Below are 16,927 nucleotides of genomic sequence, written 5' to 3'. Positions count from 1 at the left end.
GGGGCCCGACGACTAATCGCCGCGATGGCCGAGGCTGATCCCACACTCCGCTATGTCCAGCGCGGCAGCGCGTCCGTACTCGAGGTCGGCGGCACCTGGACCGTGTTCAGCATGAAGGGACTGCGGCCGAAGATCGGCAAGGCCCGCCGTGCCACACAGGGAGACAGCCGCGCGGCCGCCACTCTGGTCGATGCCAGGAACGTCGAACGGCTCGACACGGCGGGCGCGCTGGAGATCCTGCAGCTTGCCGGCGGCGGTCCCGACACGACGGTCGAGGCCGCGGGCGAGCACCATGCCGAGCTATTCAAGGTCGTGCAGGGCAACATGTGCGTGCCGCCCAAGCCCAGGCATGTCGACTGGTTCACACGTTGGCTGGAGGAACTCGGTCGCGACATGGTCGGTCTCGGCCAGCAGACGCGCGCGCTCTGCGCCTTCATCGGCGAGATCATCATCGTTTTCCTCCAGGCCTGCGTGCAGCCGCGGCGCTTCCGCGTGAACGCGGTCGTGCAGCAGATGCTCGAGGTCTGGGTCAAGGCGCTGATCATCGTCGGCGTGCTGACCTTCCTGATTGGCGTGGTGATCGCCTATCAGGGCGTTCAGCAACTGCGCCAGTTCGGCGCCGAGACCTTCACGGTGGAGGCCGTCGGCATCGGTATGTTCCGCGAGCTGGGCGTGCTGCTGACCGCGATCATCGTCGCCGGCCGCTCGGGCAGCGCCTTCACCGCTCAGATCGGCACCATGCAGGTCAACCAGGAGGTCGATGCCATGCGCACGATCGGGCTGAACCCGATCGAATGGCTGGTGCTGCCGCGCATCATCGCGCTGGTCCTGTCGATGCCGCTGCTCGCCTTCTGGGGCGACATGACCGGCCTGCTGGGTGGCGCGGTCGCCTGCATCTTCTACCTCGACTTCACGCTCGTGCAGTTCTTCGATCGGCTGCGCGACACGGTCGGAATCTGGCACTTCTATACCGGCATGATCAAGGCGCCGGTGTTCGGCTTCATTATCGCCGCGATCGGCTGCTTCGAGGGGCTGCAGGTCCGCGGCAGTGCCGAAAGCGTCGGCCAGCTCACTACCCGTTCGGTGGTCGAGTCGATCTTCTGCGTGATCGTTCTCGACGCGGTGTTCTCCATCATCTTCCTGCTGGCCAACGTATGACGGCGGAAGGCAGTCGGACGGTGGAAGGGGGCCAGCTCGTCGACCATCGTGACGGGCGGGAGGTCGTGCTGAAGTTGCGCGATGTGCGCACGCAGTTCGGCGACCACGTCATCCACGACCATCTCGACTTCGACGTCTTCCGCGGCGAGGTGGTCGGGCTGGTCGGTGGTTCCGGCACCGGCAAGTCGGTCCTGCTGAGGACGATCATCGGCCTCAATCCGCTGCGCCACGGACAGATCGACATCCTGGGCGTGAACACGCGCGCCGTGTCAGGCAGGGCCGAGCAGGCCCTGCAGGCGCGGACCGGCGTTCAGTTCCAGGACGGAGCATTGTTCTCGTCGCTCACCGTAGCCGACAACATCATCGTGCCGATCCGCGAGCATGCCGGGCTGGACGAGCCGCTGATGCAATCGATTGCGGCCCTCAAGATCGCGATGGCCGGCCTGCCGCCCGACACCGGGGACAAGAAGCCCTCGGAGCTGAGCGGCGGCATGCGCAAGCGCGCGAGTCTCGCGCGGGCGCTGGCACTCGACCCGGAGCTGTTGTTCCTCGACGAGCCGACCGCCGGGCTGGATCCGATCGGCGCGGCTCATTACGACGAGCTGATCGGCCAATTGCGGCAAAGTTTGGGCCTAACGGTCCTCATGGTGACGCACGATCTAGATAGTCTCCATGCCGTGTGCGATCGAATCGCCGTGCTCCTCGACAAGCGCGTCGTGGTGGGTACCATGGACGAGATGCTCGCATACGATCACCCGTGGGTCCGGGAATATTTCCATGGCCCCCGCGGCCGGGCCGCGATCCGGCAGGAGTAACGGCGTCGCATGGAAAAAAGAGCACCCTACGTCCTGATTGGTGCGGCGGTGATGTTGTTCGTCGCCGCGACCGTCGGTTTCGTGATCTGGAAGCTGCGTGCGGGCGACCAGAGATCCTACGCCTATTACGTCATCCTGTTCTCGGGCGACGTGCAGGGGCTGACGCCCGATTCGCCGGTCTACTATCGCGGCCTGCGCGTCGGCCGCGTGGCCGACATCTCGCTGACCTCGCGGACCGACGTCCAGCGCAGCACCGGCCGCGAACGGCTCACCGAGAAGATCCAGGTGACCGTCGCAGTCGATTCGCACATCGACATCCGCGAGCGCTCCTATGCGGTGTTCGAGAAGCCGTTCATCGCCGGCGCCGCCTTCGTGCAGATCGTCGGCCGGGTCGACGTCGACCAGACCAAGCCCAAGAAGAAGCTGGGCGAGAAGCCCTATCCGGAGATCCGCGAAGGAGCGTCGTTCCTGCAGGTCACCTCGACCTCGGCCCAGGAGCTGCTGACGAAGGCGGGGACCACCGTCGACCGGTTGAACGAGCTGCTCAACCCCGACAATATCCAGGCGGTCAGCGATTCGATCCGCAGCATCAACACGACGCTCGCGGGCCTCGCCAAGCAGGACAGCGCCATCCAGAGCGCGCTGGCCCAGCTGCCCGGCGCGGTCAGCGAGTTCAACAAGACCTTCGCCAAGCTCGATACGCTGGCCACCACGCTCAGCCTCGTCGCCATGGAGATCGGGCCGCAGGACGCCGCGACCAAGAAGGCCCTGGCCGGCAAGGAGCCTGGCGAGCTGCGCAAGGCGCTGGCCGAGGCGCGCGCCGCGCTCGGCAGCATCGACGGCGCCGCTGGCCAGCTCAACAAGCTGATCAGCGACAGCAAGGGTCCGCTGAAGCAGTTCTCCGACACCGGCCTGGTCGAGCTGTCGCTCGCCATACGCGAGCTGCGCCAGCTGACCTCGAACATCAACGTCATCGCTACCAAGCTCGAGCGCGATCCGGCCAACTTCGTGTTCACCGGCAAGCAGGGATATACCCCCAAATGAAGCTGCCCTGGGCTGTGTCAGGGGCCACGCTGGTGGCGGCCTTGCTGCTCGGTGGTTGCCAGCTGATCAACGCGGCCGAAGAGCCCACGGATCTCTACACGATCACGCCCAAGAGCACATTCGACGCCGACCTCCCGCCGGTGTTCTGGCAGCTCGCGGTCGAGGTTCCGGCGGCCGCGGCCAACCTCAATACCGGCCACATCGCGATCGCCCAGTCGCCGACCTCGTCGGACTATTACTCCAAGACCGCCTGGACCGATCGCGCGCCGTTGATGGTGCAGACGCGGATCGTCGATTCCTTCGAGAACAGCCGCAAGATCGTCGCCGTGGCGCGCGAATCGATCGGTCTGCGGGCCAATTACGTGCTGCAGCCGGACCTGCGAAATTTCGAGGCGATGTACTTCTATGGCGGCACGCCGATCGTCCATGTCCGCATCGTCGCCAAGCTGGTGCGCATGCCCGACAGGCAGATCATCGGCGTTGCCACCTTCGAACGCTGCGTGCGTGCCCGTGCCGACAAGGTGCCCAAGGTCGTCGACGCATTCGACCAGGCGCTGGGCAGCGTCATGAAGCGGCTGGTCGCCTGGACGCTGCGGGCCGCCCCGCCCAAGCCGCCGGGCGAGTACGACGGCTACAACATCGACAAGTTCCGCAATCCCGCCAACGCCATCATCGACAGCGAGGACTGTCCCAAGGGAAACGATGCGTCGATGGTGCCGCTGACTGACGAATAGGGTCGCGGTCCGCAAGACAACGACGTGCTCGCCGAGATCAGGCTCTTCCTTTCACCAGCGACCAGCCGAGATCGGCGAGCACGCGGGCGCGGTCACCGTATCCCTTGGCCGTCTCCGACGAGGCATTGCCGTCGAGGCCGCGCTTGTAGACGCCCTGCACAATGGCGGCGAGGCGGAACAGCGAGAAGGCGACGTAGAAGTCCCAGTCGGGAATGTCCTGCCGCCCGGTGCGGCGCGCGTAGGCGGCGACGTATTCCGCTTCGGTCGGAATGCCGAACGCCTCGAGATCCATGCCGGCATAGCCCTCCGACGCGCCGAAGCCTTCGCCGAAGTGCCAGATCATGCAGTTGTACCCGAGATCGGCCAGCGGATGGCCGAGCGTCGAGAGCTCCCAGTCGAGCACGGCGATGATCCTCGGCTCGGTCGGATGGACGATCGTGTTGCCGAGCCGATAGTCGCCGTGGTTGATCCGCGTCTCGTCGCCGGGCGGAATGTTCGCCGGCAACCACGTCTTCAGCAGTTCCATCGACTCGAGATGCGCGGTCCGCGAGAGGTCGTACTGGCTCGACCAGCGCGCGATCTGGCGCTGGATGTACTGCCCCTCGCGGCCGAAATCGCCGAGTCCCGCTGCGCGGTAGTCGACCTTGTGAATGCGCGCCAGCACGTCGTTCATCGAATCGAAGATCCTGCCGCGATCGGCCGGCGAGATGCCCGGCATCTTGGGATCGGCCAGAATACGGCCGGGCAGGAATTCCATGATGTAGAAGGCCGTGCCGATCACGGAATCGTCTCCGCACAGGGCGTATGGCTTCGGCACGGGCACGTCGGAATGATCCGACAACGCCTTGATGACGCGATACTCGCGATCCACCTGATGGGCCGAGGGGAGCAGCTTGCCGGGCGGCTTCTTGCGCAACACGTACATGCGCCCGCCGCCGTCGGTGAGGTGGAAGGTCGGGTTGCTTTGTCCGCCCTCGAACTGGAGCACGGAAAGCGGACCCCGAAAGCCGTCGACGTGGGCCTTCATGTAGTCGACGAGACGCGCCTCGTCGAAGGCATGCGCTTCTCGTACGGGCGTTAGATTTGCGGGCAGTTCGGACATCGACATGGCGGCGCTGTGACCTTTCGGGGACGTGAGGGTTTCTAGCGTTTCGATCGACTTATTTCGAGGGATGTTTGGGGATGGGTCGGCGTAGCGATTCTCAAGACGGGGGACTTCCGTCGAAACACGCCCAGAGGATTCGCATGTCCAAACTTCGCCTTATCCCTTACGCCGTGCTGACGGCAGGCGGCCTGATTGCCGCGAGCGAGGCTGCCAACGCGCAGTCGATGTACGACATCAACCAGCGTCAGGACTATCAGCAGAACCGTATCGAGCGCGGCATCAACGACGGGCAGATCACCCGCAGCGAGGCCGGCCGGCTCGAGTACGGGGAGCGCGCTATCGACCGCGCCCAGCGTCGCGCGGAAGCCGACGGCCATATGTCCTCGCAGGAGCGTGCCCGCATCGATCGCATGACCGATCGCCAGGGTCGGGAGATCTACCAGCAGAGCCACGATCGCCAGCAGGCGTGGGATCGCGGCCAGGACTGGAGCCGCACCGATGGCCGGCCGCACAACGGCTGGAACGATCGCGACGGCTGGGGACGTCAGGCCGGCTGGGACAATCGCGGCGGCGGGGGCAATCGAGGCGGCTGGGACAATAGAGGCGGTTGGGATAACCGCGGCGGCTGGGGGCATCGCGACGCGGATCGCCGCGACTGGGGCCGTGACCACAATGACGGCGGCTGGAACCACGGCCGAGATCACAACGGCTGGAACCGCGACGGCAACGGGGGCTGGGGCAACGGCGGCTGGAACCGCGGTGGCGAAAATACCGCTTCGAACGGCGGCTGGAATCGCAACGGCAACAGCGGCGGAGGCAACGGCGGTGTTGGCACCGGCGCGACCGGGACGACCGGCGGCACACACAGCTGGGGCGGCGGCGGTTGGAATCGCGGCGGCTCGACGGGCACCGGCATGACGACCGCGCCGACGACCGGCGGCGCCGCAATGGCCAGCAATACCGGCATGCGCAGTTGGGGTGGCCAAACCCGCCAGGTTAGTGCTCCTGTGATGGCTGCGCCGACCCGCAACTACGCTACGGCCAATACCGGCGCCCGCAGTGCCGGCGGCGGTCGCGGCTTCGGCGGTGGTCACCGCTAACGATCCCTTTCTGCACAAGTAAGCTTCGCGTACCCGGCGGCTTCGCACGAGGCCGCCGGCTTCTTTGTTGCAGGGTCAGTTCACCTGGCGGTCGCGGTCACCCCAGTAGGCCTTGCGCAGCTCGCGCTTCAGGATCTTGCCGGTCGGATTGCGAGGCAGCACATCGATGAAGTCGACCGACTTCGGCAGCTTGTAGCCCGCGATCCGCTCGCGCGCCCAGCCGATCAACTCGCCCGGCGCGAGCTCGGCATCGGCCTTCTTCACCACTACCGCCTTGACCGCTTCGCCCCAGCGTTCGTCCGGCACGCCGATCACGGCCACGTCAGCGACGGCCGGATGGCCGAACAGCACGCTCTCGACCTCGGCAGGATAGATGTTCTCGCCGCCGGACACGATCATGTCCTTCACGCGATCATAGATGTAGAGATAGCCGGCCTCGTCGAGATAGCCCGCGTCTCCGGTGAAGAACCAGTCGCCTTGGACCGCACGCGCTGTTGCCTCCGGCATCTTCCAGTAGCCACCCATCACCTGCGGCGAGCGCACCGCGATCTCTCCGACCTTGCCCGGCGCCATGTCCCTGCCGTCATTCCCGACAATGCGCAACTCGACGCCCTCCTGCGCGTAGCCGCACGACAGCAGCTTCCGCGCATCGTTCGGGTCATGATCCTGCGGCGGCAACAGGGTGATTGCGCCCGTCGTCTCGGTGAGGCCGTAGACCTGCTGGAAGCCGCACGGGAAGATCGCCATCGCCTGCTTGAGCAGCGCGGCGGGTATCGGCGCCGCGCCATAGACGATCAGGCGCAGGCTCGAGAGATCGGTCTCGCTCATCTGCGGCGCCTGTATGAGGAACAGGATCATCGCCGGCACCAGCAGCATCACCTGCAGGCGCTCGCGCTGCACCGTCTCGAGGATCTGCGCCGGGATGAACTCGCGCATGACGTGGTTGGTCGCCCCCGAGTAAAGGCCCGCTACGGCCCAGCCGGCGCCGCCGATATGGAACATCGGCAGGCAGACCAGGTTGGGTACGCCGGGCGCCAGCAGCCATTCCCTGGTCCAGAGCGGCATCATCGACGTGAAGTTGCGGTTGACGATCTCCGCGCCCTTGGGCAGGCCGGTCGTGCCGCTGGTATAGAACTGAACCGCCGTGTCGCCGGGCTCGATCGGCAGGTGAGGGTCGGTCGGCGGCCGGCGGTCGCGCCAGTCCGAGAACGGCTCCCATTCGGGATGACCGCGGTCGAGCGCGACGACCTTGCGAACGGTCTTGAGCTCGCCGCTGATCTTTTCGATCACCGGGAAGAATTCCGCTCCGACGAACAGCATCTCCGCTTCGGCATCGTTCACGATCTGCAAGATCTCGGGCGGCGCGAGACGCCAGTTGACCGAGACCATCACGGCGTTGGCCTTGGCCGCGCCGAACAGTAGTTCGAAGAACAGGTCGCTCGATTTGTCGAGATGGGCGATCCGCCTCTGCGGCCGCACACCCTCGGCGATCAGGGCATTGGCGGCCTGGCTGGAGGCGCCGTCCAGCGCGCCGTAGGAGCTCGTGCGTCCGTTGTAGACGATGGCCGCCGTATCGGGCTGCCGGGCGCCATGGATGCGCACGATATCGGCAAGGCAGGCAATCTCGACGGTCATCCCGAATTTCCCCCAGATTATTTCTGCGTGTAGTGTCCGGCGCGGGATACGGGATAATCAAGGGGTGACATGGGCAAGCGGATCTTGGTGACCGGCGGCGCCGGATTTCTCGGCTCGCATCTCTGCGAGCGTCTGCTGGCGGCCGGAAACGACGTGCTGTGCGTCGACAATTACTTCACCGGCAACAAGGACAATATCGTCGCCTGCCTCGGCAATCCGCATTTCGAGCTGATGCGGCACGATGTGACGTTCCCGCTCTATGTCGAGGTCGACGAGATCTACAATCTCGCCTGCCCGGCCTCGCCGATCCATTACCAGTATGACCCGGTGCAGACGACCAAGACCTCGGTCCACGGCGCGATCAACATGCTCGGGCTGGCCAAGCGGGTGCGCGCCAAGATCTTCCAGGCGTCGACCAGCGAGGTCTACGGCGACCCGACGGTGCATCCGCAAGTCGAGTCCTACCGCGGCAACGTCAATCCGCTCGGGCCGCGCGCCTGCTACGACGAGGGCAAGCGCTGCGCCGAGACGCTATTTTTCGATTATCACCGGCAGCACAAGCTCCGCATCAAGGTGGCGCGGATCTTCAATACTTATGGCCCGCGCATGCATCCCAACGACGGTCGCGTCGTGTCGAACTTCATCGTCCAGGCGCTGAAGGGCGAGGACATCACGATCTACGGCGACGGCATGCAGACCCGCGCCTTCTGCTACGTCGACGACCTGCTGGACGGCTGGTTGCGCCTGATGAATCACACGCCTGACGATTTCACCGGCCCGGTCAATCTCGGCAACCCGGTCGAGACGCCGGTCCGGCATCTCGCCGAGAAGATCCTGCAGCTGGTGAATGGCAAGTCGAAGCTGGTCTTCCAGCCGCTGCCGGTCGACGATCCGATGCAGCGCTGCCCGGACATCTCGCTCGCGCGCGAGAAGCTGCAATGGGAGCCAAAGGTCGATCTCGATACCGGCCTCGGCCGCACGATCGAGTTCTTCGACGCCCTGCTCAGGCGCCGCAAGGAAATCGGCGGCGGCGGTCGCTAGTCTTCGTCTTCCGAAGCGCAAGCAACCAGCTCGCTCATGAAGCTTGAGCGAGCTGGATGCTGTCCGCAAAATTGAAGATCATTGAGCGGCGAGGGCCTGCTTGGGGAGGGCGTTGACGACGGAGACCTTGCCGGAGGTCATCTCGTCGTAGATCCATTTGTAGGTCTTCTCCATGCCATCCTCTAGACGGACGGAGGGGGCCCAGTTCATCAGCTTCTTGATCAGCGTGTTGTCGCTGTTGCGGCCGCGCACGCCCTTGGGGGCATCGAGCTTGTAGCTGCGCTTGAGCTTCACCCCGGCGATCTTCTCGACGATGTCGACCAGGCGGTTGATGCTGACCAGCTCGTCGGAGCCGATGTTCAGAGGCTCGATGATGTCGCTCTGGGCGAGCTTGATCGTGCCCTCGGTGCAGTCGTCGATGTACATGAACGAACGGGTCTGCTCGCCGTCGCCCCAGATCTCGATCTCGTGCTTGCCGGAGAGCTTGGCGGCGATGACCTTGCGGCAGATCGCGGCCGGCGCTTTCTCGCGCCCCCCGTCATAGGTGCCTTCCGGGCCGTAGACGTTGTGGTAGCGGGCAACCCTGGTCGCGATTCCATAATCCTCGCGATAGTGGCGTGCCATGCGCTCGCTGAACAGCTTTTCCCAGCCGTAGCCGTCTTCCGGCAGGGCAGGATAGGCGTCCTCTTCCTTGAGCGCGGTGACGTTGGCGTCGGTCTGCTTGTCGCCGTTGTAGACGCAGGCCGAGGATGAATAGAAGAACCGCTCGGTGCCTGCTTCCTTGGCCGCAACCAGCATGTGGGTGCTGATCAGCACCGACAGCATGCACTCGGCCTTGTGGGTCTCGATGAAACCCATTCCGCCCATGTCGGCGGCGAGGTTGTAGATCGCTTTCGCGCCCTTGGCGGCGGCGCGGCAGGGCTCGAGCAGGGCGAGGTCGCCCACCTGGTTCTCGACGCCGGGGTGCTTCTGGTACCATTCGCCGAGCGGCTTGTAGTCGACCGCGCGTATTTTCGTGTGGCCGCGCTGTTGCAGCACCTTCACGAGGTGGCCGCCGATGAAGCCACCCGCCCCGGTAACGACGACAAGATCATCCTTGGACATGATATTTGCCTTTGACTTCTCAAGATCTCGCGCCGCTCGTTTGCGCGTCCCTCTTCGAAGCGTCAAGTCGGACGGACGATTTTGTCACGGATAATATTGCGTTTTTGATGAAGGCAACTGGTTTCGGCCAAAAAATTCTCCTATAGCAACCACATAGCCGCCTCTGTTGAACGCTGCGCCGTGCTGGCCGACATCACCCCCGTCATCCTCACCTACAACGAGTCCGCCAACATCGGCCGCTCGCTGGAACGGTTGACATGGGCGCGTGAGGTGGTGATCGTCGACAGCGGCTCGACCGACGACACGCTGGCCATCGCCACCGGCTTCGCCAATACGCGGGTGGTTCACCGCCCGTTCGACAGTCATTCCCGGCAGTGGACATTCGCTACCTCCGAAACCGGAGTGACCAGCGGCTGGATCCTGCGCCTCGACGCCGACTACATGATGGAGCCGGCGTTGCGCGACGAGATCGCGGCCCTGGTCCCCGACCAAGGGACTTCAGCCTACCGGGTCGCCTTCACCTATTGCATGGAGGGCAGGCCTCTGCGCGCCTCGCTCTATCCTGCGCTGCCCGTGTTGTTTCGCCGTGGGTGCGAGACGTTCATCCAGGACGGCCACACGGAGAAGCTGCGGATCGACGGCGCGGTCGTACCGCTGAACAACCGGTTGCTGCATGACGACCGCAAGAGCATCGAACGCTGGTTGCAAAGCCAGTCGCGCTATCAGGCCGCCGAGGCTGAGAAACTGGCGACGCGGCCGTGGTCGGAACTGAGCTGGCCCGACCGGCTGCGCTGCACGCGCGCGTTAGGGCCGGTCGCCGTCGCGATCCATTGTCTTTTCGTGAAGGGGCTGCTGTTCGACGGTACTGCGGGTCTTTTCTACACGGCGCAGCGAGTGACGGCCGAAATGATCCTTTCCATGCACCTGCTGCGAAGAGACCTCGGCAAATGACCTACGTCCTCGGCCTCAACGCCTATCACGCCGACGCAGCGGCCTGTCTCGTCAAGGACGGCGACCTCGTCGCCGCCGTCGAGGAGGAGCGCTTCCGGCGCGTCAAGCATTGGGGTGGCTTCCCCAGCGAGTCGATCCGCTACTGCCTGAAGGAAGCCGGCATCTCGCTGTCCGACGTCGACCACGTCGCGGTCAACTGCGACAACGCCGCCAACCGCTGGCGCAAGCTCGTCTATGTCCTGACCTCCGGCGTGAGCCCTGGCTATATCATCAAGCGCCTGCGCCATCGCGGCAACCGCGCCGACGTCGCCGGCAACCTCCAGCGCGGGCTGCCCGACGAGAAATTCACCGGAACCGTGCACGCCGTCGAGCATCACCTCTGCCATCTCGCCTCGGCCTTCCTGGTGTCGCCCTACGACAAGGCGGTGGCCGTGTCGGTCGACGGTTTCGGCGATTTCTCCTCGGCGGCGTGGGGGCTGGGCGAGGGCCGCAATATCCCCGTCGACGGCCGCGTCTACTTCCCGCATTCACTCGGCGTGTTCTACGAGGCGATGACGCAGTTCATCGGCTTCCCGCATTACGGCGACGAGTACAAGGTGATGGGGCTCGCGCCCTTCGGCGAGCCGACCTACGTCGACAGGATGAAGGAGATCGTACGACTCAAGGACGACGGCAGCTTCGCGCTCGACCTGCGCTATTTCCGCCATGCCTCGGGCGAGGGCGCCGATTACTCGGTGAAGGAGGGCATCCCTTCCGGCGGCCGGCTGTGGAGCGACGCGCTGATCGAGCTGTTGGGCCCGGCACGCGATCCGTCTGCGCCGCTCGAGGACAAGCACCGCGACATCGCGCGTTCGGCGCAGGTCACCTACGAGAACGCCTTCTTTCACCTGCTGGGCGCGCTGCACCGGCGTTATCGGACGGATGCGCTCGTGCTCGCGGGCGGCTGCGCCTACAACTCGGTGGCCAACGGCAAGATCCTCGAGCGTTCGCCGTTCAAGCACGTCTATGTCCAGTCGGCCGGCGGCGATGCCGGCGGCTCGATCGGCGCGGCTTTCGCGACCTGGCACAAGGTCGAGGGCGACAAGGCCAAGCGCCACTTCGTGATGGACCACGCCTATTGGGGGCCATGGGCGACGCCCGAGGAGATCGCTGTGGCGATTTCCAGGCGGCGCGCCGACTTCGAGGCAGCGGGCTGCAAGATCATGCGAATCGCCGACGAGGCGACGCTGTGCAAGCGCACGGCGGCAGCGATCGCCGAGGGCCGGGTGATCGGCTGGTTCCAGGGCCGGCTCGAATGGGGCCCACGCGCACTCGGCAACCGCTCGATCCTGGGCGATCCGCGTCGCGCCGACATGAAGGACATCCTCAATCTCAAGATCAAGCGGCGCGAATCGTTCCGGCCGTTCGCGCCCTCGATCCTGCGCGAGGCGGTGAAGGACTGGTTCGAGACCGACGAGGACGTGCCCTTCATGATGCAGGTCTTCAAGATCAAGGCGGACAAGCGCAAGCAGATCCCGGCCGTCACCCATGTCGACGGCTCGGGGCGCCTGCAGACCGTGACGTGGGCCGGCAACCCGCGCTACGCGCGGCTGATCCAGATATTCGGCGAGATCACCGGCGTTCCGATCGTGCTCAACACCAGCTTCAACGAGAACGAGCCGGTGGTGTGCAAGCCGGAGGAGGCGATCGACTGCTTCCTGCGCACCAGGATGGACGTGCTCGTGCTGGGTGACACCTTCATCGAGCGGTGATTGCGTTCAGCGTCATTGGCATAACGCGGCGGGTATCGACGGCCTGAGGTCGCATCGCAGCCGCGGGCGTATGCCGGCGCTGAGCGCGGTACAGGCGCCGGTCCTGCTTCAGATCGATGCTATCGAGAAGACGGGGGCGGAGTAGCCGGCGCGTCCTGCCTCTCTGACGTCAGGTGAGCATGTGACGGTGCCGACCTCAGTTCATCGACCCTGCGCAGGGCTCTCTGGGCAACAGCCAGCCAGACCTTTCGCCCGTCCCCATCAAGGTCAGCCCACTTCCCGGGCGTGCCCTTCGTTTCCTTTACGAAGCCCCAATAGAGGCTGCGCGCAAGCGGCGCGATCATCTCCTTATCGTCCATAACAGTCCTCTTTAGTCTAGCCTTTACGCGGACCATGCTACGATTGCGGCGGTCGCGACGCCGATCTGCAGTAGCACGACCGGCGTCTGCCCAGCCATGAACCCTTTATGGCGTGGCTCGGGGTCAGATGCAGGAAACGCGCCGAGCGCTGGTGCATGGCTACGCAGGTGCGGCCGCCGGGGCCGCCGCCCACTCCCGCAGCGTGTTCCGCTCGGCAACGCTGATGCTGGTCGCGCACCCGCGCTCGGGATGGATGACGTTCGGCTCGACGTCGCCGCCATCCTCCTCGGCAGGCAACCCAGGAAAGAGAAAAGCCGCTGCCTGCGGGCTTTTTCGAGAGAAGGACTGGTGCTGGGTGAGGGATTTGAACCCCCGACCTTCGGTTTACAAAACCTCGGCTGACCTCGCCGGTTTTGCTGTATTTGTTGGACTATTTCGTTGCCTCCTGTTTCCGTGCACCGCCAGTGCACCGCGCGGAAATCGAACGGACAGGGCGGAATGGATAGCCCAACATCGCCACCGCCCGCCGCAACCTGCCCCAGGCGACGCAATTTTGCCTCAGAAACCGCCGCGGCGACGGCGCGTTCGCTTACAGTGCAGCCGGAGAGGTCGCCATGGTAATGCCAGACCGCGAATATCGCACCGGTTGGCTGTGGGCTGCCGTCATCGTCTGGGACGTGCTGTTGATCGGCGCGTTCGGGCTGATGGTGGGCCCGCTCTAAGGGTTGGTCAAAGCCCCAGCCAACCGAGTGAGGCTGAGGCTCGGCGCGTAGTATCTCAAAGAGATTACTTGAGCGTCCGCTGGTCTTTCCGCCGCCGGCGCCTTTGGTAGCCATCGGCGATCTGCAGCGACACGATGCCTAACATGCAGAGGCCGGAGCAAACCAAGGCGACGAGGACAGCCCCTTCCAAGAGGGGTTCCATGGCCGGTTGGAGAAGGAAGCTTCCCATCTTAATCCCCACAGTTTTAATGGGAATACCGGCGGATGTTGCTGGTTTCGCTGTGCACTTCCAAGAGCCGCGAACGGGTTATCCACAAGGTGGTCGCAAGCGATGGTCATCCAGCCCGCTAAGCGTCCGCCTTCACAAAGAAAAGGCCCCGTTGAGCGGGGCCAGTGCATCGCCGGGGAGAGTCGCAGCCCGCCCGGCCGGTGTCACGTCGCCGTCAACAGGCGCGGTCGAGCACGTCGGTGCCCAGCGCGGCCGCGACCTTGGTAAGTTCCTCCTGCGCCATCAATTCCAGGTCCTCGCAGATTGCTCCAGCACTGAAGCCGTCGTCGGCCTTGGCGGCGACGCACTGCAGCGCCACGAGGATCGCCCTCACTCGGCCGATGCGGCGCTCGACGGTGAGCGTGTGGGAGGCGCTCATTGTGTGCCCCCGCCGCTCCGCTGTATGGCCTCGACCTCGCGCCGCAGCCTAGGACTCACCCTAAGGAAGGCGTCCATCCGTTCTGTCAGCGCGATTACAGCGTCGGCGCAACTGGCCGCCAGAACGTCCAGCACAATGTCACCGTACAAGACGGCGTGGTCGCGCCGCCACTGCCTGATTGCGTGCGCGGCTTCTCTCGCCTCATTCCGGAGGGTGGCCGCTTGATGCCACACGCCGGCTTGGATGCGTGGCGTATGACGATTTTCGGCCTCAATGACGGGATGCGGCACGTCAGTGCTCCATTGCACGACCCCGCTCACTGGCGCGGCTTTCGCCTTCCGGGCGGAATTGGACTTACGCTGCATGGTCGCCTCCCTCGTTGTCGACGGCCAGCGAGAGCGGAGACGAGACGGTGGGCCGCGGCTCCTCCAGGACAACGATGCCCCGGCGGATTGCCTTGGCAGCCTTTGCGACCACGGAGCCGAGCGCCGCAAAGTCCGCCTTGAGGTGCCGCTCCATGGTGACAATCACCCCGGCGTCGACTTCGCAGTCATGGTCGATCAGCTTGGAAAGAATGTTGAGCGTGCCCTCGAGGTCGCCGTAGGCGTCGTCGAGCTGATCGCTGAGGCTTTCGTGGCGCTTCATTGTGCGCCCTCCCGCTCGCCGCCGCGGCGGCGAGTTGCAGGGGCCGACGCGGCGGCATCCCGCACAACGCATGCAGCCCAAAGCACGCGATACTCGGCGGCCTGCATCATCTCCAGCCGTGCCTTCAGCCTCTCCATGCCTTCCTTGAGGAGGTCGGACATGGTCTTTGCCACGGACTCGCCGTCGTCGTTGGTTTTGGCGGCGCTCGCGATGAGTTCGTCCGGAGTGCGGGCCAAGATCAGAGCGGCGACTCGGGTTGCCACTGCCGAAATATCATCGGCCGCGAGATTCGAAGCGATGACCTGTGCGGCGCAGTCCTGTGTCCAGACAGGCACGAGCGGCGGCTTCGGTGCGCGACGTGCTGTAGCGCGGCTCATTGGTCCCTCCATGCAGCGACCGCCGCCAGCAGCGCCCGGCCGACCTTCTCGGCGTCGTCGGGCGCCAGCCACAGCGAGGAGTGCAGTTGGGCGGCGCGAGTTTGCCCATGCGCCATGTGCAGGCCGATCAGCCCGCGGCGGTGGTCAATCTCGGGTATCCAGGTGAAGTCGCCGATGCAGCCGCCGCGCGGCGGGCATGGTGGTGGTGTATGAAGGCAGGTAGCCATGATCCGGTGTCCTCCAAGGGTGTCCGGGTTGCGGTTAGAGCCTTGGGGTCGGTTGCCGCCTTCCCCTTGGCTCGCTTTTAGGGTAGAACCTAAAGCATGGCGGGGTCAATACAGGCACAACCTAAAAAGCGCGGGCGCCCTGCGACGGGGAAGGACCCGCTTCTCACTGTGCGCGCGCCAGCACAGCTAATCGAAGCAATTGATGCATGGGCGACCAAAGAAGGCTTTGGCCGCAGCGAGGCGGTACGCCGGCTGATCGAGCTGGGGCTGGCGAAGGGGAGGGCGGCGAAGTGAGCGCCATCCCACTTCAAGGGCAAGGGTCAGCTTGAATCTCGTTTGTCGCCGGCCACTCGCATTTCACCGTATTTGGTCAATTGCCAAGCACCCTCCCGCGCCTCGATCAGGTTCAAAGCGGCGAGATGCTCAAGGTAGCGCAGGGCGATGAAGTCCTGATCTGCGGCCCCCGCAGCGATCCGGCGCAGGGCGGTCTCTTCGTTGGGGCTCAATTGAGCACGTAGTCCGCGATCCATGGCGGCGCTCCTCCACTGCTGTGAGCGGGAGCGCGGGACACTTGAGGTATGCCGCTGTCTCTCAGCCGCCGACGCTCACTATAGGAGCCGGCGTGAGGTTGTGCGAGATGCCCCGTGTAGTGGCACGCCAGCCGTTGATATCGCCGCCCCCGCCACTACATGCCACTACGCATGTTCGTCCGGTTCCGCGCCACCGCCTCCCGCCTGCAACTCAGCCTCATCGAAACCCGCCGCGCCGACGGCAAGGTGAAGCACGAGCATGTCGCCAGCCTCGGCTCGATCGTCCTCGATCCCGACGTGGCGGCGCGCATCGCCTTCTGGGCCGGCCTGCACCAGCGCCTCGCCAAACTGTCCAACCGGATCGACGCCGCCACCTTCGGCAGCATTCTCGGCTCAGTGCATGCCCGCGTGCCGATGGTGACGCCGGACGAGCAGCGCGCCCTGCAGCTCGAGAACGCCAAGGCCGAAGCCGAGCAGTGGGCGGCGGTTCGCGACTTCACGGCCTCCGACGCGGCCGACAAGAGGGAATTCGCCAACCAGGCCGACATCACGGCGCAGAAGGCCGCGGATGCCGCCGCGGCCCTCGGGGCAGATGAGGCTGCCAAGAAGGCGCAAGCTCGCGTCGAGGCGATCGAACGGGGCGAGACTGTCGAAGGCGGGCTGACCAAGCGCCAGCCCCTTCGCGATCTGCTCAAGGCCATGGGCTGGACGGCGGCGGACCAGCGTCACGCCGACCTTCTCGCGAAGATCCCGGAGGAGCATTTCGACGACTTCGTCGCGGAAAGCGTCCGGCTGAATAGGAAGGGCGAGCGGAGCCGATCGACAAAGGCGGCGCAGACGATCTTGCGCAAGCACGGCGCTCGCTGAGGAACTGTCCCGCTGGCGAAAATTGGGACAGTCGGGACAGCCGCCGCTCGCCGCCAGGATCGACGCCAGGGCTGGAAATTTGCCCGCTGAGCGCCTCCAGCCGGAATGGCCCCGG

The 16,927-nt window shown here is 65.1% G+C and carries 19 protein-coding genes; 10 read left to right on the top strand and 9 right to left on the bottom strand.

Going from position 1 to position 16,927, the window contains the following annotated elements:
* Positions 1-24: 24 nt before the first annotated feature.
* From ACQY8M_RS32615 to ACQY8M_RS32600, 4 genes are read left to right on the top strand one after another with little or no spacing between them, the layout of a single operon-like run.
* Positions 25-1,158, top strand: coding sequence for an MlaE family ABC transporter permease (locus ACQY8M_RS32615; RefSeq protein ID WP_428665117.1), 1,134 nt, complete (start codon positions 25-27; stop codon positions 1,156-1,158).
* Entirely contained in the window at positions 1,155-1,973 is an 819-nt protein-coding gene (locus tag ACQY8M_RS32610; protein ID WP_428665114.1) for an ABC transporter ATP-binding protein, read from the top strand. The genes ACQY8M_RS32615 and ACQY8M_RS32610 overlap by 4 nt, the downstream gene beginning before the upstream one ends.
* A 9-nt stretch (positions 1,974-1,982) precedes the next feature.
* Entirely contained in the window at positions 1,983-3,017 is a 1,035-nt protein-coding gene (locus tag ACQY8M_RS32605; protein ID WP_428665112.1) for an MlaD family protein, read from the top strand.
* Positions 3,014-3,751, top strand: a complete 738-nt coding sequence (locus tag ACQY8M_RS32600) for an ABC-type transport auxiliary lipoprotein family protein (RefSeq protein ID WP_428665109.1) — start codon at positions 3,014-3,016, stop codon at positions 3,749-3,751. Before ACQY8M_RS32605 ends, ACQY8M_RS32600 begins: the two co-directional genes overlap by 4 nt.
* A 37-nt stretch (positions 3,752-3,788) precedes the next feature.
* Here ACQY8M_RS32600 and ACQY8M_RS32595 read toward each other — a convergent pair whose 3' ends face one another.
* A complete protein-coding gene (locus tag ACQY8M_RS32595; RefSeq protein WP_428665106.1) occupies positions 3,789-4,859 on the bottom strand; it encodes a phosphotransferase in 1,071 nt (356 codons plus the stop codon).
* Positions 4,860-4,996: 137 nt separating this feature from the next.
* On the opposite strand from ACQY8M_RS32595, the gene ACQY8M_RS32590 reads away from it, so the two are divergent.
* A complete protein-coding gene (locus ACQY8M_RS32590) occupies positions 4,997-5,956 on the top strand; it encodes a hypothetical protein (RefSeq protein WP_428665103.1) in 960 nt (319 codons plus the stop codon).
* Positions 5,957-6,031: 75 nt separating this feature from the next.
* Here ACQY8M_RS32590 and ACQY8M_RS32585 read toward each other — a convergent pair whose 3' ends face one another.
* Positions 6,032-7,591 (bottom strand): long-chain-fatty-acid--CoA ligase, encoded by a 1,560-nt coding sequence (locus ACQY8M_RS32585; RefSeq protein WP_428665101.1) that lies wholly within the window; start codon positions 7,589-7,591, stop codon positions 6,032-6,034.
* A gap of 69 nt (positions 7,592-7,660) precedes the next feature.
* On the opposite strand from ACQY8M_RS32585, the gene ACQY8M_RS32580 reads away from it, so the two are divergent.
* Positions 7,661-8,632, top strand: a complete 972-nt coding sequence (locus tag ACQY8M_RS32580) for a UDP-glucuronic acid decarboxylase family protein (protein WP_428665098.1) — start codon at positions 7,661-7,663, stop codon at positions 8,630-8,632.
* A gap of 78 nt (positions 8,633-8,710) precedes the next feature.
* On the opposite strand, the gene ACQY8M_RS32575 is transcribed toward ACQY8M_RS32580, so the two are convergent.
* Positions 8,711-9,736, bottom strand: a complete 1,026-nt coding sequence (locus tag ACQY8M_RS32575) for an NAD-dependent epimerase/dehydratase family protein (RefSeq protein WP_428665095.1) — start codon at positions 9,734-9,736, stop codon at positions 8,711-8,713.
* A 180-nt stretch (positions 9,737-9,916) separates the two neighbouring features.
* Between ACQY8M_RS32575 and ACQY8M_RS32570 the strand changes: the two genes are divergently transcribed.
* Together ACQY8M_RS32570 and ACQY8M_RS32565 are read left to right on the top strand one after the other, a co-directional pair.
* Positions 9,917-10,687: a glycosyltransferase family 2 protein gene (locus ACQY8M_RS32570; protein WP_428665093.1), complete on the top strand. Its 771-nt coding sequence runs from the start codon at positions 9,917-9,919 to the stop codon at positions 10,685-10,687.
* A complete protein-coding gene (locus tag ACQY8M_RS32565; RefSeq protein WP_428665091.1) occupies positions 10,684-12,438 on the top strand; it encodes a carbamoyltransferase family protein in 1,755 nt (584 codons plus the stop codon). The genes ACQY8M_RS32570 and ACQY8M_RS32565 overlap by 4 nt, the downstream gene beginning before the upstream one ends.
* A 1,524-nt stretch (positions 12,439-13,962) precedes the next feature.
* On the opposite strand, the gene ACQY8M_RS32560 is transcribed toward ACQY8M_RS32565, so the two are convergent.
* Genes ACQY8M_RS32560 through ACQY8M_RS32540 form a run of 5 tightly spaced genes read right to left on the bottom strand, consistent with a single transcriptional unit; the run spans position 13,963 to position 15,415 of the window.
* The gene (locus tag ACQY8M_RS32560; protein WP_428665089.1) at positions 13,963-14,166 is read right to left on the bottom strand and encodes a hypothetical protein; all 204 of its coding nucleotides are present in this window, start codon (positions 14,164-14,166) and stop codon (positions 13,963-13,965) included.
* Positions 14,163-14,531: a hypothetical protein gene (locus tag ACQY8M_RS32555; RefSeq protein ID WP_428665087.1), complete on the bottom strand. Its 369-nt coding sequence runs from the start codon at positions 14,529-14,531 to the stop codon at positions 14,163-14,165. The genes ACQY8M_RS32560 and ACQY8M_RS32555 overlap by 4 nt, the downstream gene beginning before the upstream one ends.
* The gene (locus tag ACQY8M_RS32550) at positions 14,521-14,811 is read right to left on the bottom strand and encodes a hypothetical protein (RefSeq protein ID WP_428665084.1); all 291 of its coding nucleotides are present in this window, start codon (positions 14,809-14,811) and stop codon (positions 14,521-14,523) included. Before ACQY8M_RS32550 ends, ACQY8M_RS32555 begins: the two co-directional genes overlap by 11 nt.
* Positions 14,808-15,188, bottom strand: coding sequence for a hypothetical protein (locus ACQY8M_RS32545; RefSeq protein WP_428665082.1), 381 nt, complete (start codon positions 15,186-15,188; stop codon positions 14,808-14,810). The genes ACQY8M_RS32550 and ACQY8M_RS32545 overlap by 4 nt, the downstream gene beginning before the upstream one ends.
* Positions 15,185-15,415, bottom strand: coding sequence for a hypothetical protein (locus ACQY8M_RS32540; protein ID WP_428665080.1), 231 nt, complete (start codon positions 15,413-15,415; stop codon positions 15,185-15,187). Before ACQY8M_RS32540 ends, ACQY8M_RS32545 begins: the two co-directional genes overlap by 4 nt.
* Positions 15,416-15,511: 96 nt before the next feature.
* Here ACQY8M_RS32540 and ACQY8M_RS32535 point away from each other — a divergent pair, with 96 nt between their 5' ends.
* On the top strand, positions 15,512-15,709 hold the full coding sequence (locus ACQY8M_RS32535; protein ID WP_428665078.1) for a ribbon-helix-helix domain-containing protein: 198 nt from the start codon (positions 15,512-15,514) through the stop codon (positions 15,707-15,709).
* A gap of 26 nt (positions 15,710-15,735) precedes the next feature.
* Here the strand turns inward: ACQY8M_RS32535 and ACQY8M_RS32530 are convergent, their stop codons facing one another.
* Entirely contained in the window at positions 15,736-15,945 is a 210-nt protein-coding gene (locus tag ACQY8M_RS32530; RefSeq protein ID WP_428665075.1) for a hypothetical protein, read from the bottom strand.
* Between the two features lie 171 nt (positions 15,946-16,116).
* Between ACQY8M_RS32530 and ACQY8M_RS32525 the strand changes: the two genes are divergently transcribed.
* Positions 16,117-16,812, top strand: coding sequence for a hypothetical protein (locus ACQY8M_RS32525; protein ID WP_428665072.1), 696 nt, complete (start codon positions 16,117-16,119; stop codon positions 16,810-16,812).
* The last annotated feature ends 115 nt before the right edge of the window (positions 16,813-16,927 follow it).

This window comes from Reyranella sp., assembly GCF_965279465.1.
Lineage (GTDB): Bacteria > Pseudomonadota > Alphaproteobacteria > Reyranellales > Reyranellaceae > Reyranella.
The sequence above is the reverse complement of the archived record's forward strand: the minus strand, read 5'-3'. Positions and strand labels throughout refer to the sequence as shown.

Coding starts and splice junctions, on each gene's coding strand:
- ACQY8M_RS32615 (WP_428665117.1), top strand. CDS start 25: ATGGCCGAGGCTGATCCCACACTCCGCTATGTCCAGCGCGGCAGCGCG.
- ACQY8M_RS32610 (WP_428665114.1), top strand. CDS start 1,155: ATGACGGCGGAAGGCAGTCGGACGGTGGAAGGGGGCCAGCTCGTCGAC.
- ACQY8M_RS32605 (WP_428665112.1), top strand. CDS start 1,983: ATGGAAAAAAGAGCACCCTACGTCCTGATTGGTGCGGCGGTGATGTTG.
- ACQY8M_RS32600 (WP_428665109.1), top strand. CDS start 3,014: ATGAAGCTGCCCTGGGCTGTGTCAGGGGCCACGCTGGTGGCGGCCTTG.
- ACQY8M_RS32595 (WP_428665106.1), bottom strand. CDS start 4,859: ATGTCGATGTCCGAACTGCCCGCAAATCTAACGCCCGTACGAGAAGCG.
- ACQY8M_RS32590 (WP_428665103.1), top strand. CDS start 4,997: ATGTCCAAACTTCGCCTTATCCCTTACGCCGTGCTGACGGCAGGCGGC.
- ACQY8M_RS32585 (WP_428665101.1), bottom strand. CDS start 7,591: ATGACCGTCGAGATTGCCTGCCTTGCCGATATCGTGCGCATCCATGGC.
- ACQY8M_RS32580 (WP_428665098.1), top strand. CDS start 7,661: ATGGGCAAGCGGATCTTGGTGACCGGCGGCGCCGGATTTCTCGGCTCG.
- ACQY8M_RS32575 (WP_428665095.1), bottom strand. CDS start 9,736: ATGTCCAAGGATGATCTTGTCGTCGTTACCGGGGCGGGTGGCTTCATC.
- ACQY8M_RS32565 (WP_428665091.1), top strand. CDS start 10,684: ATGACCTACGTCCTCGGCCTCAACGCCTATCACGCCGACGCAGCGGCC.
- ACQY8M_RS32560 (WP_428665089.1), bottom strand. CDS start 14,166: ATGAGCGCCTCCCACACGCTCACCGTCGAGCGCCGCATCGGCCGAGTG.
- ACQY8M_RS32555 (WP_428665087.1), bottom strand. CDS start 14,531: ATGCAGCGTAAGTCCAATTCCGCCCGGAAGGCGAAAGCCGCGCCAGTG.
- ACQY8M_RS32550 (WP_428665084.1), bottom strand. CDS start 14,811: ATGAAGCGCCACGAAAGCCTCAGCGATCAGCTCGACGACGCCTACGGC.
- ACQY8M_RS32545 (WP_428665082.1), bottom strand. CDS start 15,188: ATGAGCCGCGCTACAGCACGTCGCGCACCGAAGCCGCCGCTCGTGCCT.
- ACQY8M_RS32540 (WP_428665080.1), bottom strand. CDS start 15,415: ATGGCTACCTGCCTTCATACACCACCACCATGCCCGCCGCGCGGCGGC.
- ACQY8M_RS32535 (WP_428665078.1), top strand. CDS start 15,512: ATGGCGGGGTCAATACAGGCACAACCTAAAAAGCGCGGGCGCCCTGCG.
- ACQY8M_RS32530 (WP_428665075.1), bottom strand. CDS start 15,945: ATGGATCGCGGACTACGTGCTCAATTGAGCCCCAACGAAGAGACCGCC.
- ACQY8M_RS32525 (WP_428665072.1), top strand. CDS start 16,117: ATGTTCGTCCGGTTCCGCGCCACCGCCTCCCGCCTGCAACTCAGCCTC.